The sequence below is a fragment of the Psychrobacillus sp. Z3-81 genome (genome assembly GCF_056620325.1).
In genome coordinates, this window is record NZ_JBWQPU010000011.1 from 1 (window position 1) to 18,758 (window position 18,758).

The window sequence follows — 18,758 nt, forward strand, 5'->3', positions numbered from 1 at the left end:
TCCGGTACAATACCGAACTCATTTTACACAAGCTGCCTAGATGAAATAACCGTGTCTAACTTTTAGGGGTCACTTCATTTCATCAAAAATATAAAATCGTAAGTGCTGTTCTATTGGTGTTCCTATATACTGTATTCTTTTCCATTAACTGAACCTTTGATTAGATAATACGAAGGATTCTTTTAAAGAATTTATTCTTCAGTTCCAAACATCTCGTCTAGTTTCCATTTCACTGCTTCGTAAACAAACATAGCTGCAAGGCTGTGTGGTTGAACTACGCGTGAGCCATCCTCGGCTGGGAGTATGCCCTTTGTGATTTTTAAGGATATATAGGTGTATGCCAACTCAGAAAGCTCGTTTTCCTCTCCAGGTGCTTCGCTTGCCATCACGCTAAAGGGGATGAACGAATCGTAGAGCTTTCTTGCTAATGTGAGGGCCTCCTCGTATTTGGAGGAACGTGTGATTATCCACACGCGATCAGATCGATCTAGTTCCACATCAGGTGACCAGCGTTTTAACCGTGGGAAAGGTTCAGCAGCTTGAATAGCATTGGTAAGTACACTTTCCATCTCACCAAAAGTAGCAAAGTAGATATTTCCTTCCCCTGCACGAGCTTGAGCTAAAAGTCTTGCAGTATCCTCTATGTTTTCTTCCTCAGAAGTAGCAATTCGTTGTAGTAATCCAGTTAATTGAGTAACGAACATCTTCATTTTTTTCACCTCAAAAATCATTATACATCTTTTCTGTTAAAATACTCATCAAGGTAGTTGGTTCTATGAGGAAGAAAGATGAATTTCATTCCCGAAATACCTAAAAAAAGTATACTATACAGTAATAAGTTCCTGTTTCTATGAAACAACTTATTGGCTAGAAGGAAATGTAAAACGATTAGCGAATAAGGTTGATAAGGGGAAATATAGAAAAAAGGGGTTGTCAATCATTGAAGCATTTATTGATTGTAGACGATCAAGTTGGTATCCGGATGCTCCTTAAGGAGGTATTTGTGCAGGAGGGGTATGAGGTAAGCTTGGCGTCAAGCGGACGTGAAGCACTGGAAATAGCCAGTAAGAAAAATCTGCACGGCGTATTACTAGATATGAAAATACCTGGAATGGATGGAATTCAAATTTTAACAAGGTTGAAAGAAAGCTATCCAAGCTTACCGGTTATGATGATGACAGCGTATGGAGAACTAAATCTCATCCAAGAAGCGATGGATTTGGGAGCATCCCTCTATTTTACAAAGCCCTTCGATATATTTGAAGTAAGAGACGCTGTGAATAATTTACTAAAATAAGTAGTACATCAGCAGGCAGTGGAAAACATCGCTTGCTTTTGTTATGATTGGGTATGAAAAGTGAAGGCAACCAACATCGGCTTTATCTGGGAATCTCCTGAATTTCCTTTGCTGTTGTACTTCAACTATATAACACACTATACATCAAGGAGGTCCGTTTGGATGGCTTTAGTATCGATGAAAGAAATGCTACAAAAAGGAAAGCAAGAAGGCTATGCGATTGGGCAATTCAATATTAATAATCTAGAATTTACTCAAGCAATTCTCCAAGCTGCAGAGGAAGAAAAATCTCCAGTAATTCTAGGTGTTTCAGAAGGAGCAGCCAAGTATATGGGAGGCTTCACTACAGTAGTACATATGGTAAAAGGACTTATGGAAGACTATAAAATTACTGTTCCAGTAGCGATTCATTTGGATCATGGTTCATCCTACGAAAAATGTAAAGCAGCAATTGATGCTGGTTTTACCTCTGTTATGATTGATGCTTCACACCATCCTTTTGAAGAAAATATAGAAATCACTTCAAAAGTGGTAGAATATGCTCATGCTCAAAATGTTTCAGTAGAAGCAGAATTGGGTACAGTAGGTGGTCAAGAAGACGATGTGGTGGCTGATGGAGTTATCTATGCTGATCCACAGGAGTGTGCAGAATTAGTGAAACGCACTGCGATTGATTGCTTAGCACCTGCACTTGGATCTGTGCATGGTCCTTATAAAGGGGAACCAAACCTTGGATTTGCGGAAATGGAGGAAATCTCCAAACTGACGGATTTACCATTGGTTCTTCACGGAGGTACGGGGATCCCAACTCATGATATTAAGCGTGCCATTTCTCTAGGTACTGCCAAAATCAATGTGAACACGGAAAACCAAATTGCTGCAACAAAAGCAATCCGTCAATATTTAGCGGAAAATGAAACACAATACGATCCACGTAAATATTTAATACCAGCTCGCGAGGCAATTAAAACAACAGTTATTGGTAAAATGCGTGAGTTTGGAAGCTCTAACAAAGCATAATTGCCATATAAATAGAAACAAAGGAGAAGAGTCCAATGGGCGCTTCTCCTGTTTTTCCATCATGAGGAGGATATAAGGAAGATGAAATTTTTTATTGATACAGCGAATTTTGAAGAAATTAAAGAAGCATACTCTTGGGGAATCATCTCCGGAGTTACAACAAACCCATCATTAGTGGCGAAAGAAAATATTTCTTTCCACGACAGACTTCGTGAAATTACAGAATTAGTAGATGGCTCTGTAAGTGCAGAGGTTATTTCATTAGACGCTGAAGGAATGATTAAAGAGGGTAGAGAGCTTGCTGCGATTGCGCCAAATATTACAGTAAAGCTTCCAATGACTCCGGAAGGCTTAAAGGCGTGCTCCGTGTTTAGCAAGGAAGGAATCAAAACAAATGTTACGCTTATCTTTAGTGCGAACCAAGCATTGCTTGCTGCTCGTGCAGGTGCAACATATGTTTCGCCGTTTTTAGGTAGACTAGATGATATCGGACATGATGGAATGGAATTAATTGCAAAAATCTCTCAGATCTTTGATATTCATAATATTGATACAGAAATCATTGCTGCTTCAATCAGACATCCACAGCATATTACGGATGCAGCCCTCAATGGTGCACATATCTCTACTACTCCTTTCAAAGTATTGAAACAATTATTCAATCATCCTTTAACTGATAAAGGAATTGAAGGGTTTCTAGCAGATTGGAAAAATCGTCAGAACCAGTAACAAGATGAAGGAGAAACATATGGAAGTATACAAAATCAGAGGAGGAAAACCGCTCCAAGGTACGATAAAAGTGAGTGGGGCAAAAAATAGTGCTGTAGCGCTTATTCCTGCCTCCTTGCTGGCGAATTCTCCAGTTACAATTGAAGGCTTACCGGAAATATCAGACGTTTGGACCTTGAAAGAAATATTGGAAGAGGTAGGAGCGAAGGTTACCTTTCAAGACGGTACGATGGTAATTGATCCTACAGAGGTTGTAGACATGCCCCTTCCAAATGGAAATATAAAAAAACTAAGGGCCTCTTATTATTTGATGGGAGCGCTGTTAGGCAAATTTAAAAAAGCGGCGATTGGTTTACCTGGCGGCTGCCATCTTGGACCAAGACCGATTGACCAGCATATAAAAGGTTTTGAGGCACTTGGAGCTCAAGTAAGTAATGAGCACGGTGCAATTTACTTAAGAGCAAATGAATTGGTTGGCTCCAAGATCTATCTAGACGTAGTTAGCGTGGGGGCGACCATTAACATTATGCTTGCAGCGGTAATGGCAAAGGGCCGTACAATCATTGAAAATGCGGCAAAAGAGCCGGAAATAATTGATGTGGCTACTCTTCTTAGCAATATGGGTGCCAAAATCAAAGGTGCAGGTACAAATGTCATAAGAATTGATGGTGTTCCGGAACTTCATGGAACAAAGCACACAATTATACCAGACCGTATAGAAGCTGGAACATTTATGATTATGGCTGCCTTGACGGGAGATGGTGTCACTATCGATAATGTCATCCCATTCCATGTGGAAGCATTAACAGCTAAGCTACGAGAGATGGGGGTTCAAGTAGAGGAGCATGAAGAAAAAATCTTTATTCCTAAATCCAGCAATTTACTAGCTGTCGATGTGAAGACCCTTGTTTATCCAGGCTTCCCAACTGACCTACAACAGCCCTTTTCTGTTTTAATGACACAGGCTACCGGTACTTCTGTAATTACTGACTCTATTTATTCTGCTCGCTTCAAGCAAATCGATGAACTAAGAAGAATGAATGCAATCGGTCGTGTAGATGGAAGGACTGCTATTATTACAGGACCTGTTAAATTAGAGGCTGCCAATGTACGGGCAAGTGATTTACGTGCAGGCGCTGCCTTGGTATTAGCTGGGCTAATTGCAGATGGAGAGACAGAAATACAAGATATTTACCACATTGAGCGTGGATATAGCTCCCTTATTGATAAGCTAAGAGGCCTAGGTGCGGATGTTCGTAAAGTCACCATAAAGGAAATTGAGCTGGAGAGCGAATAGGCTCCTATTATCAGGAAATACCTGCTTTTCATATTTGACAAATGTGCTACAATGGTACAGAAAGTAAAACAGAGCGGAAGCAACAAGACCGTAAATCGGGAGGCACAAAGAAAATGGAACGTAGTTTATCAATGGAATTAGTCCGTGTAACGGAAGCAGCAGCGATAGCATCTGCTCGCTGGATGGGACGCGGATTAAAGAATGAAGCAGATGATGCTGCTACAAGCGCAATGAGAACCGTATTTGATACTATCCCAATGGAGGGTGTAGTAGTGATTGGGGAAGGTGAGATGGACGAAGCACCGATGCTCTATATTGGAGAAAAGCTTGGACATGGTTCAGGTGGACCGCAAGTAGATGTCGCTGTTGACCCATTAGAGGGGACGAATATCGTTGCTTCTGGAGGCTGGAATGCACTAGCTGTTCTTGCGGTGGCAGACCGAGGAAACCTTCTTCACGCGCCAGACATGTATATGGATAAGTTAGCGGTTGGTCCAGAATCAGTTGGACAAGTAGACATTAATGCACCTGTAATTGATAACTTACGAGCTGTTGCACGTGCTAAAAACAAGGATATAGAGGATGTAGTTGCTACCATTTTAGGCAGACCTAGACATCAAAAAATCATCGAAGAGATTCGAGCTGCTGGAGCACGTATTAAGCTAATCACAGACGGAGATGTGGCAGGGGCTATTAATACTGCATTTGATGAAACTGGTGTAGACATTCTTTTTGGTTCAGGAGGAGCACCTGAAGGAGTTATCTCTGCTGTAGGTTTAAAATGCCTAGGTGGAGAAATTCAAGGGAGACTGCTTCCACAAAGTGATGAAGAGCTTCAAAGATGTATTAAAATGGGATTAGACGTAAACAAAGTGCTTAGAATGGAAGACTTGGTAAAAGGCGATGATGCTATTTTTGCTGCAACAGGCGTAACGGATGGCGAGCTTTTACGTGGGGTACAATTCAAAGGAGCATTTAGTTCTACACATTCTATTGTTATGCGTGCAAAATCCGGAACAATTCGATTTGTAGAAGGGCGCCATAGCTTAAACAAAAAACCAAATCTTGTTCTTTAATTTGAACTTTCCAAAGAATTTCCGGCAGACTAAGCTCTGCCGGATATCCTCTAATATTTACTTCATCTAAATTAACCCAAACAATGCAAAGAAAAAAATAAAAAGAGTGGTGCGTGCTTATGACACAAACAACAATCAATGAATTGGAAAACATGACGTTAAAAGAGCTTTATGCCCTAGCAAGAAAATATAAGATTCCTGCGTATAGCAAGTTATCAAAAAAGGAACTAATATTTGCTATTTTAAAATCTCGTGCTGAGCAAGAAGGCTTCTTCTTTATGGAGGGAGTATTGGAAATTATCCAGCAGGAGGGATTTGGCTTCCTGCGTCCGATTAACTACTCTCCAAGCTCAGAGGATATCTACATCTCGGCTTCTCAAATTAGAAGATTCGATTTAAGAAACGGAGATAAAGTAACAGGAAAGGTACGCCCACCAAAGGAAAGTGAGCGATACTATGGCCTTTTGCATGTGGAGCTAGTAAACGGGGAGGACCCAGAGATTGCAAAGGAACGTGTACATTTCCCTGGTCTTACACCTTTATATCCGGATCGTCATGTAAAGCTTGAAACGACACCTGAAAAACTTTCTACTAGAATCATGGACTTGGTTGCACCAGTTGGGTTTGGGCAACGTGGTTTAATAGTAGCTCCCCCTAAAGCAGGGAAAACGTTATTAATTAAAGAGATTGCGAATGCCATTACAACGAACCACCCAAATGCAGAGCTAATTGTCCTATTAATCGACGAACGTCCTGAAGAGGTGACGGATATCGAACGTTCTGTTAAGGCAGATGTTGTAAGCTCCACTTTCGATGAAGTACCTGAAAACCATGTGAAGGTGGCAGAGCTAGTTCTAGAAAGAGCCATGCGTCTAGTAGAACATAAAAGAGATGTTATTATTTTAATGGATTCTATTACACGTTTAGCACGCGCCTATAACTTGGTTATTCCTCCAAGCGGAAGAACTCTTTCAGGTGGTATTGACCCTGCTGCATTCCATCGTCCGAAGCGTTTCTTCGGTGCAGCACGAAATATTGAAGAGGGCGGAAGCTTAACTATTCTAGCAACTGCTTTAATTGATACCGGGTCACGTATGGATGAAGTAATTTATGAGGAATTCAAAGGAACAGGGAATTTAGAGCTTCATCTAGATAGAAGCCTAGCAGAACGTCGTATTTTCCCAGCAATCGATATCCGACGCTCTGGTACTCGTAAAGAGGAGCTATTGATTCCAAAAGATCAACTAGATAAGCTTTGGGCGATTAGAAAAACCTTCTCAGATTCTCCTGATTTTGCAGAACGTTTCCTAAGAAAATTACGTCAAACGAAGACGAACGAAGGATTCTTTGAACAGCTTGCAGAAGAGATGAAAGCGCACCGTAGCGGAAAAGTATCCCTATAATTTTTTCAAAATCAACCGCTTGTATATATAAGTAAGACATGTTATTATGTTCATTGTGAGTTCACACATTTCTGCTACATATACGGTTGACAGTAATACGGATCGTGTAAGGTATCAGTTTCATAACCAACTCTGTTCCGGATGGTTCAGGGCGAGAGGAGAGATAATGATGAAAGCAGGAATTCATCCAGATTACAAAGAAGCAACAGTAACTTGTTCTTGTGGAAACTCTTTCACAACTGGTTCTGTAAAATCAGACATCAAAGTCGAGTTCTGTAACGAATGTCACCCATTCTACACTGGACGTCAAAAATTCGCAGCTGCGGATGGCCGTGTTGATCGCTTCAACAAAAAATACGGAATTAAAGAATAATAAAAGCAAAATACCTGTAAGGCACCCGGTGCTTTGCAGGTATTTTTGTTAGAAGTAATTCATGCAAATACATAGATGAAGGAGATATACCATACCATGGCTCAATTATTTTATAAGCACGGCGCTATGAACAGCGGAAAATCCATTGAAATTCTAAAAGTTGCACATAACTACGAAGAACAAAACAAGCCTGTCCTCATTTTCACACCTGGAATAGATGACCGTGACGAGGTTGGTCATGTATCGAGTAGAATCGGCCTTAAAAGAAAAGCAATTGCTATCTTTGACGATACGAATTTATTCGAAATGGTAAAGGAGTATTCTCCAAAGCCTTACTGTGTCCTAATAGACGAAGTGCAATTCCTGAAGAAGGAGCACGTTCTTCAGCTAACTCAAATCGTGGACGAGCTAGACATACCAGTTATGGGATTTGGCTTGAAAAACGATTTCCAAAACGAAATGTTTGAAGGCAGCAAATACATGCTGATCTATGCAGACAAAATTGAAGAAATGAAAACAATCTGCTGGTTCTGTCAGCGCAAGGCCATTATGAACCTACGTGTGGACGAATCTGGCAAGCCAATCTATACAGGCGAGCAAATCCAAATCGGTGGGAATGATTCTTACTATCCAGTTTGCCGTAAGTGTCACGCCAATCCACCATTGTGATAGCTTGGTTGGGATTTCACTTATTACTAAAAGTGACGAATTATTTATAGATACGAAGAGTATCTCGGACAGAGAGTTAGGGGAGACTTGGAGAGGTAGATTGGGAATTTAATTGGGAGGCTTGGCTTGTGTCTTCTAGTTATGTGGCAATCGCGGTTACTCTCGGTTAGATGTGGAAGTGCATGGCCGATGTCCGCTGGGAGGACCCGAGGCCGTTACTCTCGTTCGAGCGGGATTTACTCTCGGATATTCGGGATTTATTCTCGTTCGGAGGAAGTTTACTCTCGGTTAACTGGGGTTTATTCTCGTTCATAGGAAGTTTACTCTCGGAGAGCCAAGGTTTATTCTCATTCGGAAGGTTTACTCTCGTTCGACCGAGATTTACTCTCGGATGGCCGGAATTTATTCTCGGTTAGATGGTGGAAGTGCATGACCGATGCCCGCTGGTAACATCGGAGGCCGTTACTCTCGTTCGAGTGGGATTTACTCTCGGATATTCGAGGTTTATTCTCGTTAGGAGAAAGTTTACTCTCGGATAGACAAGGTTTACTCTCATTCGGAAGGTTTACTCTCATTCGACCGAGATTTACTCTCGGAAAGCCAGGATTTACTCTCGGTTATAAGATGGGGGAAGGCATAGCCTATGTCCGCTGGGAATACCGGAGGCCGATACTCTCGTTCGAGCGGGTTTTACTCTCGGATAGCCGGGATTTATTCTCGGTTAGATGGTGGAAGTGCATGGCCTATGTCTATCGGAAGGACCAGTGGCGGTTACTCTCGTTCGGAGGATTTACTCTTATTCAGCCGGACTTTCGAATGAGGCGATTTACTTTTCTGTCCAGTTCCAAAAATAATTCTTTCAAGTTCAGTGCCATAAAAAGTAGCATGCCTGTTACTTTTTCTTTATAATAAATAGCTAGTAAACATTTAATTAGAACGAGGTGAGGTCGATGTTTGATCGATTGCAATCGGTGGAAGATCGTTATGATAAGTTAAACGAATTACTTAGTGATCCAGATATAGTAAATGATACGAAGAAGCTTAGGCAGTATTCAAAGGAGCAGTCTGACCTTCAGGCGACGGTAGATGCTTATCGCGAATATAAAGATGTAAAGCAACAATATCAAGATGCGAAGCAAATGCTTGAGGAAAAATTGGATGCGGAAATGCGTGAAATGGTGAAGGAAGAGGTCAATGATTTAGAGGGCCAAATTACGGAGCTAGAAGAACGCTTACGTGTGCTGTTAATTCCGAAGGATCCAAATGATGATAAAAACGTTATTATGGAGATTCGTGGGGCAGCAGGTGGAGATGAGGCTGCACTATTTGCGGGGAACCTTTTCCGTATGTATAGTCGCTTTGCCGAAACACAAAATTGGAAAGTGGATGTGATGGAATCGTCTCCAACTGGTTTAGGTGGATACAAGGAAATCATCTTCATGATCAATGGGGCCAATGCCTTTTCGAAAATGAAATATGAAAATGGAGCACATCGCGTGCAACGTGTACCAGAAACTGAGTCGGGCGGTCGTATCCATACTTCTACAGCGACAGTGGCAGTACTTCCAGAGGCGGAAGAAGTAGATGTAGAAATCCATGAAAAGGATGTTCGAGTAGATACATTTGCTTCCTCAGGTGCAGGTGGACAGTCGGTAAATACGACGATGTCTGCTGTTCGAATGACGCATTTACCGACAGGGATCACTGTTTCAATGCAGGACGAGAAGTCACAGATTAAGAACCGCGAGAAAGCGATGAAAATTCTTCGTGCTCGTGTGGCAGACAAGTTCCGTCAAGAGGCACAGGCCGAATACGATGCAGTACGTAAGTCTGCAGTTGGTACAGGGGACCGCTCTGAGCGTATCCGTACGTACAATTATCCACAAAACCGTGTAACAGACCATCGTATTGGTCTTACAATTCAAAAGCTAGATCAAATTCTAGAGGGAAAACTAGATGAGATAGTCGATGCTTTAATTGTCGCAGACCAAGCAGATAAATTAGAAAGAATGAACGATACCAATGTTTAAGACAATTTATGAGGCCCTCACCCGGGCTTCTTCTTTTTTAGAAGAAAATAATCGTGAAAAAGGAGTAGCCCGTTTTTTATTGCAGCATGTCCTTGGGAAAAATTATTCACAGCTAATGCTATCTATGTATGACGAGATATCCACAGAGGATTTTGAGACGTATTGGCGCTATGTGGAAGAGCATATAACAGGAAAACCTTATCAATACATTATTGGTCAGGAAACCTTTTATGGAAGAGATTTTTTAGTGAATGAGCATGTGTTAATTCCTCGTCCTGAAACAGAAGAGTTAATAGAGGAAATCAAAAAACGAGTTCCAGCTTTATTTTCAGACAAGCCTATTCGTCTCGCTGATGTGGGTACGGGTAGCGGTGCAATTGCTTTGACACTGAAACTAGAAATACCACAAACGGAGGTAACGGCTACGGATATTTCTTCAGCTGCCTTGGAGGTTGCTAAAAATAATGCACAGCTTCACAATGCCCAGATAAGCTTTCGGGAGGGAGATCTTCTAGAGCCACTTCAATCAGAAAAATGGGATATTATTGTATCCAACCCTCCATATATAGCACATGAAGAAGCACCGACCCTAGCGGATACAGTCATTGATTATGAGCCTCACTTGGCACTTTTTGCTGAGGAGGATGGGCTCCAGCTATATAGAAGAATGGCAGAGGGGCTACCAGGGATGATGAAATCCCCTGGTTTAATAGGTTTTGAGATTGGCTATGAACAGGGACCGGCTGTTGCAAAGCTACTAGAGCAAGCATTTCCACAAGGCGTGGTCGAAGTAGTGCAGGATATAAACGGAAAAAATCGTTTTGTTTTTTGTACAATTGCTGAATAACTTATGAATCTATTGGTAACAATGTTCCTAAGGGAGGAATGTTACATGTTACCAGATTACGAGATAAAAAGAGCAACTTCAATTGGTCAAAAAATAGACGCTGTCATACTGTTTGTTTGGACACTACTAGTAATTCAAATGGTTTTATTCCTACTATTCCAGGGAACTGATGAAGCAGAAGGAACTCGCGTACGGTTAATTGCGAATAGTAATACTGCTTATGATCAACAAATGAAAATGGAAGTAAAGGAGCAAATCGCTCCGATACTCCTGAACTATTATGAAAATACAGACAAAACGATGCAGGAGCTAGAGGCTGCGGTTTCTACTCTTTCTAATAAATACAATGAACAAATAACAGTTTCTAGAGGAGATGCTCTTTTTCCACCGAAGGAGTGGAATGGAACTATACTTCCTCAAGCTAATGTGGATTCTATCGTCATTTCAATTGGAAAGGCAAGAGGAGATAATTGGTGGTGTGCTTTATTTCCGAAGGTCTGCTATAAAGAAGAAGAAAAAAAAGAAGAAAAACCAAAATTCTTCGTGTGGGAATGGTTGAAGAAGAAGTTTTCCACATAGTTTTCCACAATTAGTTGCGAGTTATACACAATTTGTGGATAAACGAGCAAGAAAGGAGAGAATAGTTGAAAATGACCAAACTAATTTCTGTGGACAACTTATCCACAAGTCAATATGGTTATAAACAAGCTGTGGATTACCTCAAAAATGGCGAAGTAGTTGCGTTCCCAACAGAGACGGTTTATGGTCTGGGTGCTATTGCTACAAACGAGGAAGCTGTTACAAAAATCTTTGAAGCAAAGGGAAGACCTCAGGATAATCCGTTAATCGTGCATATTGCAGATCGTACAACGCTAGAAGACTTCATAGACTATGTTCCAGAACTAGCAAAAGCTTGTATGGATGCTTTTTGGCCAGGGCCTTTAACAGTTATATTGCCATTGAAGCGGGGAGTGTTGGCTAATAATGTAACAGCTGGGCTACAAACGGTTGGAGTAAGAATGCCAGATCATCCAGTTGCTCTCCAGCTCTTAGAGTTATTAAAGGAACCAGTGGCTGCGCCTAGTGCTAATAAAAGCGGGAAGCCTAGCCCGACGAAGGCCTCTCATGTACTCAATGACTTAAACGGAAAAATTCCCTTGATACTGGATGGAGGCATTACAGGTTTAGGTTTAGAGTCAACAGTTGTTGACTTTACATTAGAAACTCCCACTATTTTGCGTCCGGGTGGGGTAACAAAGGAAATGCTGGAAAAAGTGGTTGGTACTGTAAATGAAGCGAAACTATCTGATTCATCCGCTTCACCAAAAGCTCCAGGCATGAAGTATGCTCATTATGCACCAGAAGCTCCCGTCTTTTTAATTGAAGCATCACAAGAAAAAATAAGCGATGCCATTAAGAGAATACATAAGGAAGAAAAGAAAGTAGCACTCATTTCAGTAGAGCAGTATGCTAACGAGGAGGCAGATAGCTACTTTACACTAGGGGAGGCTACCGACATGGAAAAGGCAGCACATCTGTTATACGAAGCTCTCAGATTCTGCGACAAAACGGATGTGGATGTTGTGTTAATTCCAGTTTTTCCGGAGCAGGGAATAGGAAAAGCAATTATGAACAGGCTTGAAAAGGCGGCAAATGGAAATTGGTTCCCCAATTAAGGAAAGAATTAAACAGAAAACTAGGATAAGCGTATTCTCTCCTATTACTTTGCATACATTTTATTATGCGAATAGATGGGGGAGATTTTTTTGTGGCGTGAAATACTAGCTAGTTTGTTGTTATCAGTGGATGTTCTCATCTTGTTTTCTCTTATATCCTATAAAAAACAAATGTGGACGTTAGCTGCATGGGTAGCATCTTTACATATGCTTTTCCCCTTACTTGGTTATTATGCGGGTGTATTTGTCCAAACTTATTTAGAGCATGCCAGTCCTTACCTATCGGGTGTTCTATTGTCCTTATTAGGAGTTCAAATGCTAGTAAGTAAGTCAGCTACGGTAAAACCACTGATGCCTCCTTATTTGCTTGCAGTAGTTGCTAGCCTAGATTCCTTTTCAGTGAGTATATCGTTTGGTATGCTAAAGATAAACCAAGTGCTCTTTATATCCTGTTCTGGGATCCTATCCTTTCTCTCTGTCGTTATTGCTCAAAAGCTTATCTATAACAACGTGGTGATGAATAGACTTGTAATAACAAAGCTTGCAGGTTTGGTTTTATTATTAATGGGACTAGCTACTTTGCAACAAATTTAACAATTTTCAAGCAATTAGCCGCTGATTATTATATACTAGAAATGAGGAATGATTTATATGAATATATTGTTTGTGTGTACTGGAAATACTTGTAGAAGCCCTATGGCTGAAGCAATACTAAAGGCGAGAAATATAGAAGGGATGGATGTTCGCTCAGCAGGTATATATGGTGCTGATGGTGCTGATATGTCAATGAACAGCCAATTAGCACTAGATAAAGCGGGAGTCCCTTATTCTCATAAAGCAAAAACAGTGACAAAGTCCTTGGTGGATTGGGCAGATTTAATTCTAACAATGACAGCTTCCCATAAGCACGCTCTTATTCTTTCATTCCCAGAAGCAATATCGAAGATCTATATGTATAAAGAATTTGTGACGCCAGACGATATAGAAGATGTGTCTGATCCTTACGGTGGGAATATGCTTATTTACGAAAGAACCTATGAGGAGCTGAAAACACTTACAGATAAGCTGGTGAAGAAGCTACAGGGGGAGTAAGAATGCAGGGAAGAAAGAAGAAGCACACTTTTGGTCTTCAGAAGAAAATAGTACTATTTGTTACAATTTTAGCTCTTATAACGTATTCTACAAGTGCATTGTTCATTAATTATGTCCATCCATATATTCAGTCAACTTGGCCGAACTTTCCACTTGGAACAGTCCAATTTGAAATTCTTACATATGGTTTAGGAATCTTTTGGTCTGGTCTACTGGCGTATATTTTTAGTGGCCTAATTATAAGACCTCTTTTCAACCTAGAGAAGGTAGCAAACCTTGCATCAGAGGGGAAAATAGGGATAGATGTAGATGTTCCTAAATCAAAAGATGAAATACATTCTGTTGCAGTTGCCTTCCAATCTATGCTAGAAAATCTTCGAGAAATGGTGCAACGAATTGAAGAGAATTTCGATAAAACAAATAATACAGTTCAAAGGCTCTCCACTGAGTCATCTGTTGCCTCTGATCAGGCGGAAGCAATTGCTTCAACTATCGCACAGATATCAGAAGGAGCTGAACAATCAGCGATTGCTGTTCAAGAGACGGCTGAAGCTGTAGAGGATGTAAGAATCCTAGCTTCAGAGGTAAACAAACATGCAGAAAAGTCCTCTGTGCAATCAAAGGACATGATTGCTGGTCTGGCACAAACGACGGAAGTAATCCAATCCTTAGTAAATGGTATACAAAAAATTGCTGCTGGCAATGAGTCGGCATTAGGCAATATACATCAGTTGGAAGAGAATGCAGGGAAGGTCGAAAGCATCATTCAGCTTGTCGGAGATATTGCGGCACAAACAAACTTACTTGCACTGAATGCATCCATTGAGGCTGCACGAGCAGGAGAGCATGGGAAAGGCTTTGCTGTAGTAGCGGAAGAGGTTAGAAAGCTAGCGGATGAAAGTGCCAAGGCCGTGCAGGGAATTTCAGGGCTCATACTGGCGATTCAACAGGATGTCCAAACGGTGGTCCACCAAATGACTAGTCAAGTAAGCTTTGCTGCATCCGAAGCGAAACGAGTATCTGAAACAAACGCTGCTGTAGAGGGGATGTCCAATCAGATTCATGAGATGGCAGAATCTGTTGTAGAAATTTCTTCATTAGTAGAAAGACAGTTAACGAACATTGAATCGACTGCTCAACAATCGCAAGAGGTTGCGGCGATAGCAGAAGAAACATCTGCTGGAGCAGAAGAGGTAAGAAGCGCAACAGATGAACAAGCAAGATCTATCGAACAAATAGACATGCTATCAGAAGACTTGAAGCGTCAATCGGAGGAACTATTCAAAGTAATTTCTCAATTTGACCGCACTTCTATTCCTGAAAAATAAATGGCAAAGATATCGAGATAACTCTCGGTATCTTTTTTTATTGGAAGAAAGACGGAAAGTTCATGTAGAAGAGCAGTTAGTGAGGGTAAGTAATAAATATATTCCTGTCTCTAGGAGTTAAATCTTTTTTGTAACTTATATATGAAAAAATTTATTTTTTTAATAGTAAGCAGCAGTAATCTAGAATTCTTTGTGAACAGCACCTGGATCTGATTAAGGAAGAGGAATTAAGTTCGCATCGTAATATTTTATAGGTTCTATTCTTTTTACAATTTATTTCTCAAAACTTAGCTAAAGTAGGTAACTCTCTTGGTTCGTAGCAGTGTCGGCGACTCCGGTGGGAGGAAGGAGACAGGTGAGACATAGCGACGGCACGCGTTAGCGTTCGGCTATGGCTTATTTAAAGGATGGAAAACTAAGATCGTCACATCCTGTGACAACGTTTTCCTGACCAACATCCTGTTGGCCTCCGGAAAGCGTCCGACGCAGCGAAGAACCTTGAGGTTCAATAATAAGAAAGCACCTTTGAGTTCTCATTCATTTTTATTTCAGTATTAATGATTTCTATTACCGCTTACGCTTATTGTGAAAAAATAATTAAGACCATGCATACCTCTCAAAATCAAAAGTCTGTTCTTTTTTTCCTGGTAACTAAGTGTAAATAAGATTGTATTTTTTTATTGTAAAAAATGATATGATGATGTCGAGTACTAAACAGAAAAGAGGGAGCAAGTTGAAAATAGCAATTTCTTCAGACCACGGGGGCAACAACCTTCGTAAAGAAATTATTCAGCAGCTTGAAGAACTTGGACTGTCCTATAAGGATTTTGGGCCTAACAATGATGATTCTGTTGATTATCCAGACTATGCAACTCCAGTTACAGAAGGAGTCGCAAGTGGAGAATTTGATCGAGGTATTCTAATTTGCGGTACAGGAATTGGTATGTCCATTGCTGCCAATAAAGTCAAAGGTATCCGCTGTGCATTAGTACATGATGTATTTTCAGCAAAGGCAACCAGATGTCACAACGATTCGAACGTATTAGCGATGGGAGAGCGAGTAATAGGACCAGGATTAGCTAGAGAAATCGTAGCAACTTGGCTTGCTCAGGACTTTGAAGGTGGACGCCATGCCCGTCGTATTGAAAAAATTACAGCTTTAGAAAATAAGTAAGAAAGAAAAGAGGATTTCAGATGGAAGCGAATTTGTGGAAACAGCAAATGGAACAGCTTCTCCTGGAAGTGGAGCAGCAAATTAATTTTCAAGAGGGAGACCTTTTTATCATTGGCTGCTCTACCTCTGAAGTAATAGGGAAAAGGATAGGAACTGCTGGGGGAATGGATGTGGCAGAGGCTCTATTTCTACCTTTAAAAGAATTTGCTGACCGCCATAAAATTCACTTGGCCTTTCAAGGCTGTGAACATATTAATCGGGCAGTTACATTAGAAAGGAAAGCTCAGCAATACTTTCGACTTCCGGAAGTTGCTGTGATCCCAATTGCTCACGCAGGCGGGTCAATGTCAGCCTATGCTTATACTCAGCTTGATGACCCGGTGGTTGTGGAGCAGGTACAAGCAAGGGCAGGAATAGATATTGGGCAAACAATGATAGGGATGCAGCTGCAGCCTGTTGTGGTGCCTATTCGAACATCTATAAAGCAGGTGGGAGAAGCAATTGTGACGATTGCCAACACTAGACCTAAGCTAATAGGTGGAGCTCGTGCATTTTACGGATGATATTAGAGGGGGAACTGAATGTGAAAATGATTGAAAAGCAAGATCAAGCAGTTTATGAAGCAATGCTGGCAGAGAAAAAGCGTCAACAAGCAAATATCGAGCTAATCGCATCTGAGAACTTTGTATCAGAAGCAGTAATGGAAGCGCAGGGCTCTGTATTAACCAACAAATACGCAGAAGGATATCCTGGCAAGCGCTACTATGGTGGATGTGAGCACGTGGATGTTGTAGAAGATATTGCACGTGATCGCTTGAAGGAAATCTTTGGTGCAGAGCATGCGAATGTTCAGCCACACTCTGGTTCACAAGCAAACATGGCAGTTTACATGACTGCTCTACAGCCTGGCGATACGATACTGGGGATGAACCTTTCTCACGGTGGACATTTGACGCATGGTTCTCCTGTTAACTTTAGTGGAATTCAATATAATTTTATTGAATATGGTGTAAATAAAGAGACGGAAATGATAGATTATGAAGAAGTTCGTGCAATTGCTTTAGAGCACAAGCCGAAAATGATCGTTGCTGGTGCTAGCGCATACTCTCGCGTTATTGATTTCGAAAAGTTCCGTGCGATTGCAGATGAAGTAGGAGCTTACTTATTCGTTGATATGGCACATATTGCAGGTCTTGTAGCTGCTGGTCTTCATCCTAACCCAGTTCCGCACGCTCATTTCGTCACTTCCACGACTCATAAAACGCTTCGCGGACCTCGTGGAGGACTGATCTTAACAACAGAAGAGTTTGCTAAAAAAATTGACAAAACAATCTTCCCGGGTATTCAGGGCGGACCACTAATGCATGTAATTGCGGCGAAGGCTGTGGCTTTTGGCGAGGCTCTTCAACCGGAGTTTAAAGAATATCAAGCACAAGTAGTAGCGAATGCAAAAACTTTAGCAGACAGTCTAACAAAAGAAGGCATTCGTATTGTATCAGGTGGTACAGATAACCATGTAATGCTATTAGATGTATCTGCTTTAGGCTTAACTGGTAAGGTAGCAGAGCATGTATTAGATGAGGCTGGCATTACTGCAAATAAAAATACCATCCCATTCGATACATCTAGCCCGTTCATCACATCTGGTGTTCGTATTGGTACGCCTGCTGTTACTTCTCGTGGCTTTAAAGAAGAAGAAATGGTAGAAATCGCTTCTATTATTGCGAAGCTTCTTAAAAACCATGAGGATGCTAGCGTATTAGAAGAAGCAAAATCAAGAGTGCAAACATTAACACAAAAATTTCCGTTATATAATTAATTAGGCGAAAAGGAGCTGGTGAAACTGGCTCCTTTTTATAATAGGCTGGAAATGAACACCTGCATAATTTATTACTACATAGAATCTCGTATTTATGAGATTGTTTTTAACTTAAGTGTTACTTTCACTGCAAGAATACTTAAGGCCAAGAAAGAACATCCTAGTTGGGAACTTTCTGAATTTCGGATGACGAATAGGCGAAATAATGAAATTAATGACATTACTAGAATGTAGTGTAGTTTGTTTGCTATAATTTATAGGATTTGAAAATAAATGAATAGAGGAGATATGCCAAATGACAAAAGTATACGTATTTGACCACCCACTTATCCAACACAAACTTACATATATTCGTGACGTCAACACTGGGACAAAGGAATTTCGTGAACTAGTGGATGAAGTTGCGACATTAATGGCGTTCGAAATTACACGTGATTTACCACTAGAAGATACAGAGGTAGATACGCCTGTACAACGAACTACTTCAAAGGTATTGGCTGGTAAAAAGCTTGGGATCGTGCCTATTCTTCGAGCAGGTATTGGAATGGTGGATGGAATCTTAAAGCTAATTCCAGCTGCAAAGGTTGGTCATATCGGACTCTACCGCGATCCAGAAACATTGCTACCTGTTGAGTACTATGTAAAGCTTCCAGCAGATGTGGCAGAGCGTGATTTTATCCTAGTAGATCCGATGCTTGCGACAGGCGGCTCTGCAATCGAGGCAGTAAACTCCTTAAAAAAACGTGGTGCTACTAGCATCAAATTTATGTGTTTAATTGCTGCTCCAGAGGGAGTAAAAGCACTTCAAGACGCTCATCCTGACGTGGATATCTACATTGCAGCATTAGATGAAAAGTTAAACGACCACGGATATATCGTTCCTGGTTTAGGAGATGCAGGAGACCGTTTATTCGGAACCAAATAAAAA

Annotated in this window: 20 protein-coding genes; 19 read left to right on the top strand and 1 reads right to left on the bottom strand. The window is 41.0% G+C overall.

Annotated features, from left to right (window positions below):
* Positions 1-191 precede the first annotated feature (191 nt).
* Positions 192-710 (bottom strand): DUF2529 family protein, encoded by a 519-nt coding sequence (locus AC1ECF_RS12470; protein WP_480389755.1) that lies wholly within the window; start codon positions 708-710, stop codon positions 192-194.
* Between the two features lie 230 nt (positions 711-940).
* Between AC1ECF_RS12470 and AC1ECF_RS12475 the strand changes: the two genes are divergently transcribed.
* The 19 genes from AC1ECF_RS12475 (at position 941) to upp (ending at position 18,755) form a co-directional block, all read left to right on the top strand.
* A complete protein-coding gene (locus AC1ECF_RS12475; RefSeq protein WP_480389756.1) occupies positions 941-1,297 on the top strand; it encodes a response regulator in 357 nt (118 codons plus the stop codon).
* 162 nt (positions 1,298-1,459) lie between these two features.
* Positions 1,460-2,317: a class II fructose-bisphosphate aldolase gene (locus tag AC1ECF_RS12480; protein ID WP_480389757.1), complete on the top strand. Its 858-nt coding sequence runs from the start codon at positions 1,460-1,462 to the stop codon at positions 2,315-2,317.
* 81 nt (positions 2,318-2,398) lie between these two features.
* Entirely contained in the window at positions 2,399-3,046 is a 648-nt protein-coding gene (gene fsa, locus AC1ECF_RS12485; RefSeq protein ID WP_480389758.1) for a fructose-6-phosphate aldolase, read from the top strand.
* A 19-nt stretch (positions 3,047-3,065) separates the two neighbouring features.
* The gene (locus AC1ECF_RS12490) at positions 3,066-4,343 is read left to right on the top strand and encodes a UDP-N-acetylglucosamine 1-carboxyvinyltransferase (protein WP_480389759.1); all 1,278 of its coding nucleotides are present in this window, start codon (positions 3,066-3,068) and stop codon (positions 4,341-4,343) included.
* Positions 4,344-4,456: 113 nt separating this feature from the next.
* Positions 4,457-5,419 carry a class II fructose-bisphosphatase gene (gene glpX / locus AC1ECF_RS12495; protein ID WP_480389760.1) on the top strand — a complete coding sequence of 321 codons (963 nt, stop codon included), beginning with the start codon at positions 4,457-4,459 and terminating at the stop codon, positions 5,417-5,419.
* 119 nt (positions 5,420-5,538) lie between these two features.
* A complete protein-coding gene (gene rho / locus AC1ECF_RS12500) occupies positions 5,539-6,822 on the top strand; it encodes a transcription termination factor Rho (protein ID WP_480389761.1) in 1,284 nt (427 codons plus the stop codon).
* Between the two features lie 169 nt (positions 6,823-6,991).
* Positions 6,992-7,195: a 50S ribosomal protein L31 gene (rpmE, locus tag AC1ECF_RS12505; protein WP_480389762.1), complete on the top strand. Its 204-nt coding sequence runs from the start codon at positions 6,992-6,994 to the stop codon at positions 7,193-7,195.
* A 96-nt stretch (positions 7,196-7,291) separates the two neighbouring features.
* The gene (locus tag AC1ECF_RS12510) at positions 7,292-7,864 is read left to right on the top strand and encodes a thymidine kinase (protein ID WP_480389763.1); all 573 of its coding nucleotides are present in this window, start codon (positions 7,292-7,294) and stop codon (positions 7,862-7,864) included.
* A 950-nt stretch (positions 7,865-8,814) separates the two neighbouring features.
* The gene (gene prfA, locus AC1ECF_RS12515) at positions 8,815-9,894 is read left to right on the top strand and encodes a peptide chain release factor 1 (protein WP_480389764.1); all 1,080 of its coding nucleotides are present in this window, start codon (positions 8,815-8,817) and stop codon (positions 9,892-9,894) included.
* Positions 9,887-10,741, top strand: coding sequence for a peptide chain release factor N(5)-glutamine methyltransferase (gene prmC, locus AC1ECF_RS12520; protein ID WP_480389765.1), 855 nt, complete (start codon positions 9,887-9,889; stop codon positions 10,739-10,741). Before prfA ends, prmC begins: the two co-directional genes overlap by 8 nt.
* Positions 10,742-10,786: 45 nt before the next feature.
* On the top strand, positions 10,787-11,320 hold the full coding sequence (locus tag AC1ECF_RS12525; protein WP_480389766.1) for a stage II sporulation protein R: 534 nt from the start codon (positions 10,787-10,789) through the stop codon (positions 11,318-11,320).
* Between the two features lie 71 nt (positions 11,321-11,391).
* Complete coding sequence (locus tag AC1ECF_RS12530) at positions 11,392-12,417, top strand: L-threonylcarbamoyladenylate synthase (RefSeq protein WP_480389864.1); 1,026 nt, start codon at positions 11,392-11,394, stop codon at positions 12,415-12,417.
* 90 nt (positions 12,418-12,507) lie between these two features.
* Positions 12,508-13,011, top strand: coding sequence for a manganese efflux pump (locus AC1ECF_RS12535; protein WP_480389767.1), 504 nt, complete (start codon positions 12,508-12,510; stop codon positions 13,009-13,011).
* A 57-nt stretch (positions 13,012-13,068) separates the two neighbouring features.
* Positions 13,069-13,509 carry a low molecular weight protein arginine phosphatase gene (locus AC1ECF_RS12540; protein ID WP_480389768.1) on the top strand — a complete coding sequence of 147 codons (441 nt, stop codon included), beginning with the start codon at positions 13,069-13,071 and terminating at the stop codon, positions 13,507-13,509.
* A gap of 2 nt (positions 13,510-13,511) precedes the next feature.
* A complete protein-coding gene (locus AC1ECF_RS12545) occupies positions 13,512-14,837 on the top strand; it encodes a methyl-accepting chemotaxis protein (protein ID WP_480389769.1) in 1,326 nt (441 codons plus the stop codon).
* Between the two features lie 733 nt (positions 14,838-15,570).
* Positions 15,571-16,011 (top strand): ribose 5-phosphate isomerase B, encoded by a 441-nt coding sequence (gene rpiB, locus AC1ECF_RS12550; protein ID WP_480389770.1) that lies wholly within the window; start codon positions 15,571-15,573, stop codon positions 16,009-16,011.
* A 20-nt stretch (positions 16,012-16,031) separates the two neighbouring features.
* The gene (locus tag AC1ECF_RS12555) at positions 16,032-16,574 is read left to right on the top strand and encodes a TIGR01440 family protein (RefSeq protein ID WP_480389771.1); all 543 of its coding nucleotides are present in this window, start codon (positions 16,032-16,034) and stop codon (positions 16,572-16,574) included.
* Positions 16,575-16,600: 26 nt separating this feature from the next.
* Positions 16,601-17,830 carry a serine hydroxymethyltransferase gene (gene glyA, locus AC1ECF_RS12560; protein WP_480389865.1) on the top strand — a complete coding sequence of 410 codons (1,230 nt, stop codon included), beginning with the start codon at positions 16,601-16,603 and terminating at the stop codon, positions 17,828-17,830.
* A gap of 295 nt (positions 17,831-18,125) precedes the next feature.
* Entirely contained in the window at positions 18,126-18,755 is a 630-nt protein-coding gene (gene upp, locus AC1ECF_RS12565; protein ID WP_480389772.1) for a uracil phosphoribosyltransferase, read from the top strand.
* Positions 18,756-18,758: the final 3 nt, after the last annotated feature.

Excerpts from the sequence above, each read along its gene's own strand:
- AC1ECF_RS12470 (WP_480389755.1), bottom strand. The coding sequence starts at position 710 with ATGAAGATGTTCGTTACTCAATTAACTGGATTACTACAACGAATTGCT.
- AC1ECF_RS12480 (WP_480389757.1), top strand. The coding sequence starts at position 1,460 with ATGGCTTTAGTATCGATGAAAGAAATGCTACAAAAAGGAAAGCAAGAA.
- fsa (WP_480389758.1), top strand. The coding sequence starts at position 2,399 with ATGAAATTTTTTATTGATACAGCGAATTTTGAAGAAATTAAAGAAGCA.
- AC1ECF_RS12490 (WP_480389759.1), top strand. The coding sequence starts at position 3,066 with ATGGAAGTATACAAAATCAGAGGAGGAAAACCGCTCCAAGGTACGATA.
- glpX (WP_480389760.1), top strand. The coding sequence starts at position 4,457 with ATGGAACGTAGTTTATCAATGGAATTAGTCCGTGTAACGGAAGCAGCA.
- rho (WP_480389761.1), top strand. The coding sequence starts at position 5,539 with ATGACACAAACAACAATCAATGAATTGGAAAACATGACGTTAAAAGAG.
- rpmE (WP_480389762.1), top strand. The coding sequence starts at position 6,992 with ATGAAAGCAGGAATTCATCCAGATTACAAAGAAGCAACAGTAACTTGT.
- AC1ECF_RS12510 (WP_480389763.1), top strand. The coding sequence starts at position 7,292 with ATGGCTCAATTATTTTATAAGCACGGCGCTATGAACAGCGGAAAATCC.
- prfA (WP_480389764.1), top strand. The coding sequence starts at position 8,815 with ATGTTTGATCGATTGCAATCGGTGGAAGATCGTTATGATAAGTTAAAC.
- prmC (WP_480389765.1), top strand. The coding sequence starts at position 9,887 with ATGTTTAAGACAATTTATGAGGCCCTCACCCGGGCTTCTTCTTTTTTA.
- AC1ECF_RS12525 (WP_480389766.1), top strand. The coding sequence starts at position 10,787 with ATGTTACCAGATTACGAGATAAAAAGAGCAACTTCAATTGGTCAAAAA.
- AC1ECF_RS12530 (WP_480389864.1), top strand. The coding sequence starts at position 11,392 with ATGACCAAACTAATTTCTGTGGACAACTTATCCACAAGTCAATATGGT.
- AC1ECF_RS12540 (WP_480389768.1), top strand. The coding sequence starts at position 13,069 with ATGAATATATTGTTTGTGTGTACTGGAAATACTTGTAGAAGCCCTATG.
- AC1ECF_RS12545 (WP_480389769.1), top strand. The coding sequence starts at position 13,512 with ATGCAGGGAAGAAAGAAGAAGCACACTTTTGGTCTTCAGAAGAAAATA.
- AC1ECF_RS12555 (WP_480389771.1), top strand. The coding sequence starts at position 16,032 with ATGGAAGCGAATTTGTGGAAACAGCAAATGGAACAGCTTCTCCTGGAA.
- glyA (WP_480389865.1), top strand. The coding sequence starts at position 16,601 with ATGATTGAAAAGCAAGATCAAGCAGTTTATGAAGCAATGCTGGCAGAG.
- upp (WP_480389772.1), top strand. The coding sequence starts at position 18,126 with ATGACAAAAGTATACGTATTTGACCACCCACTTATCCAACACAAACTT.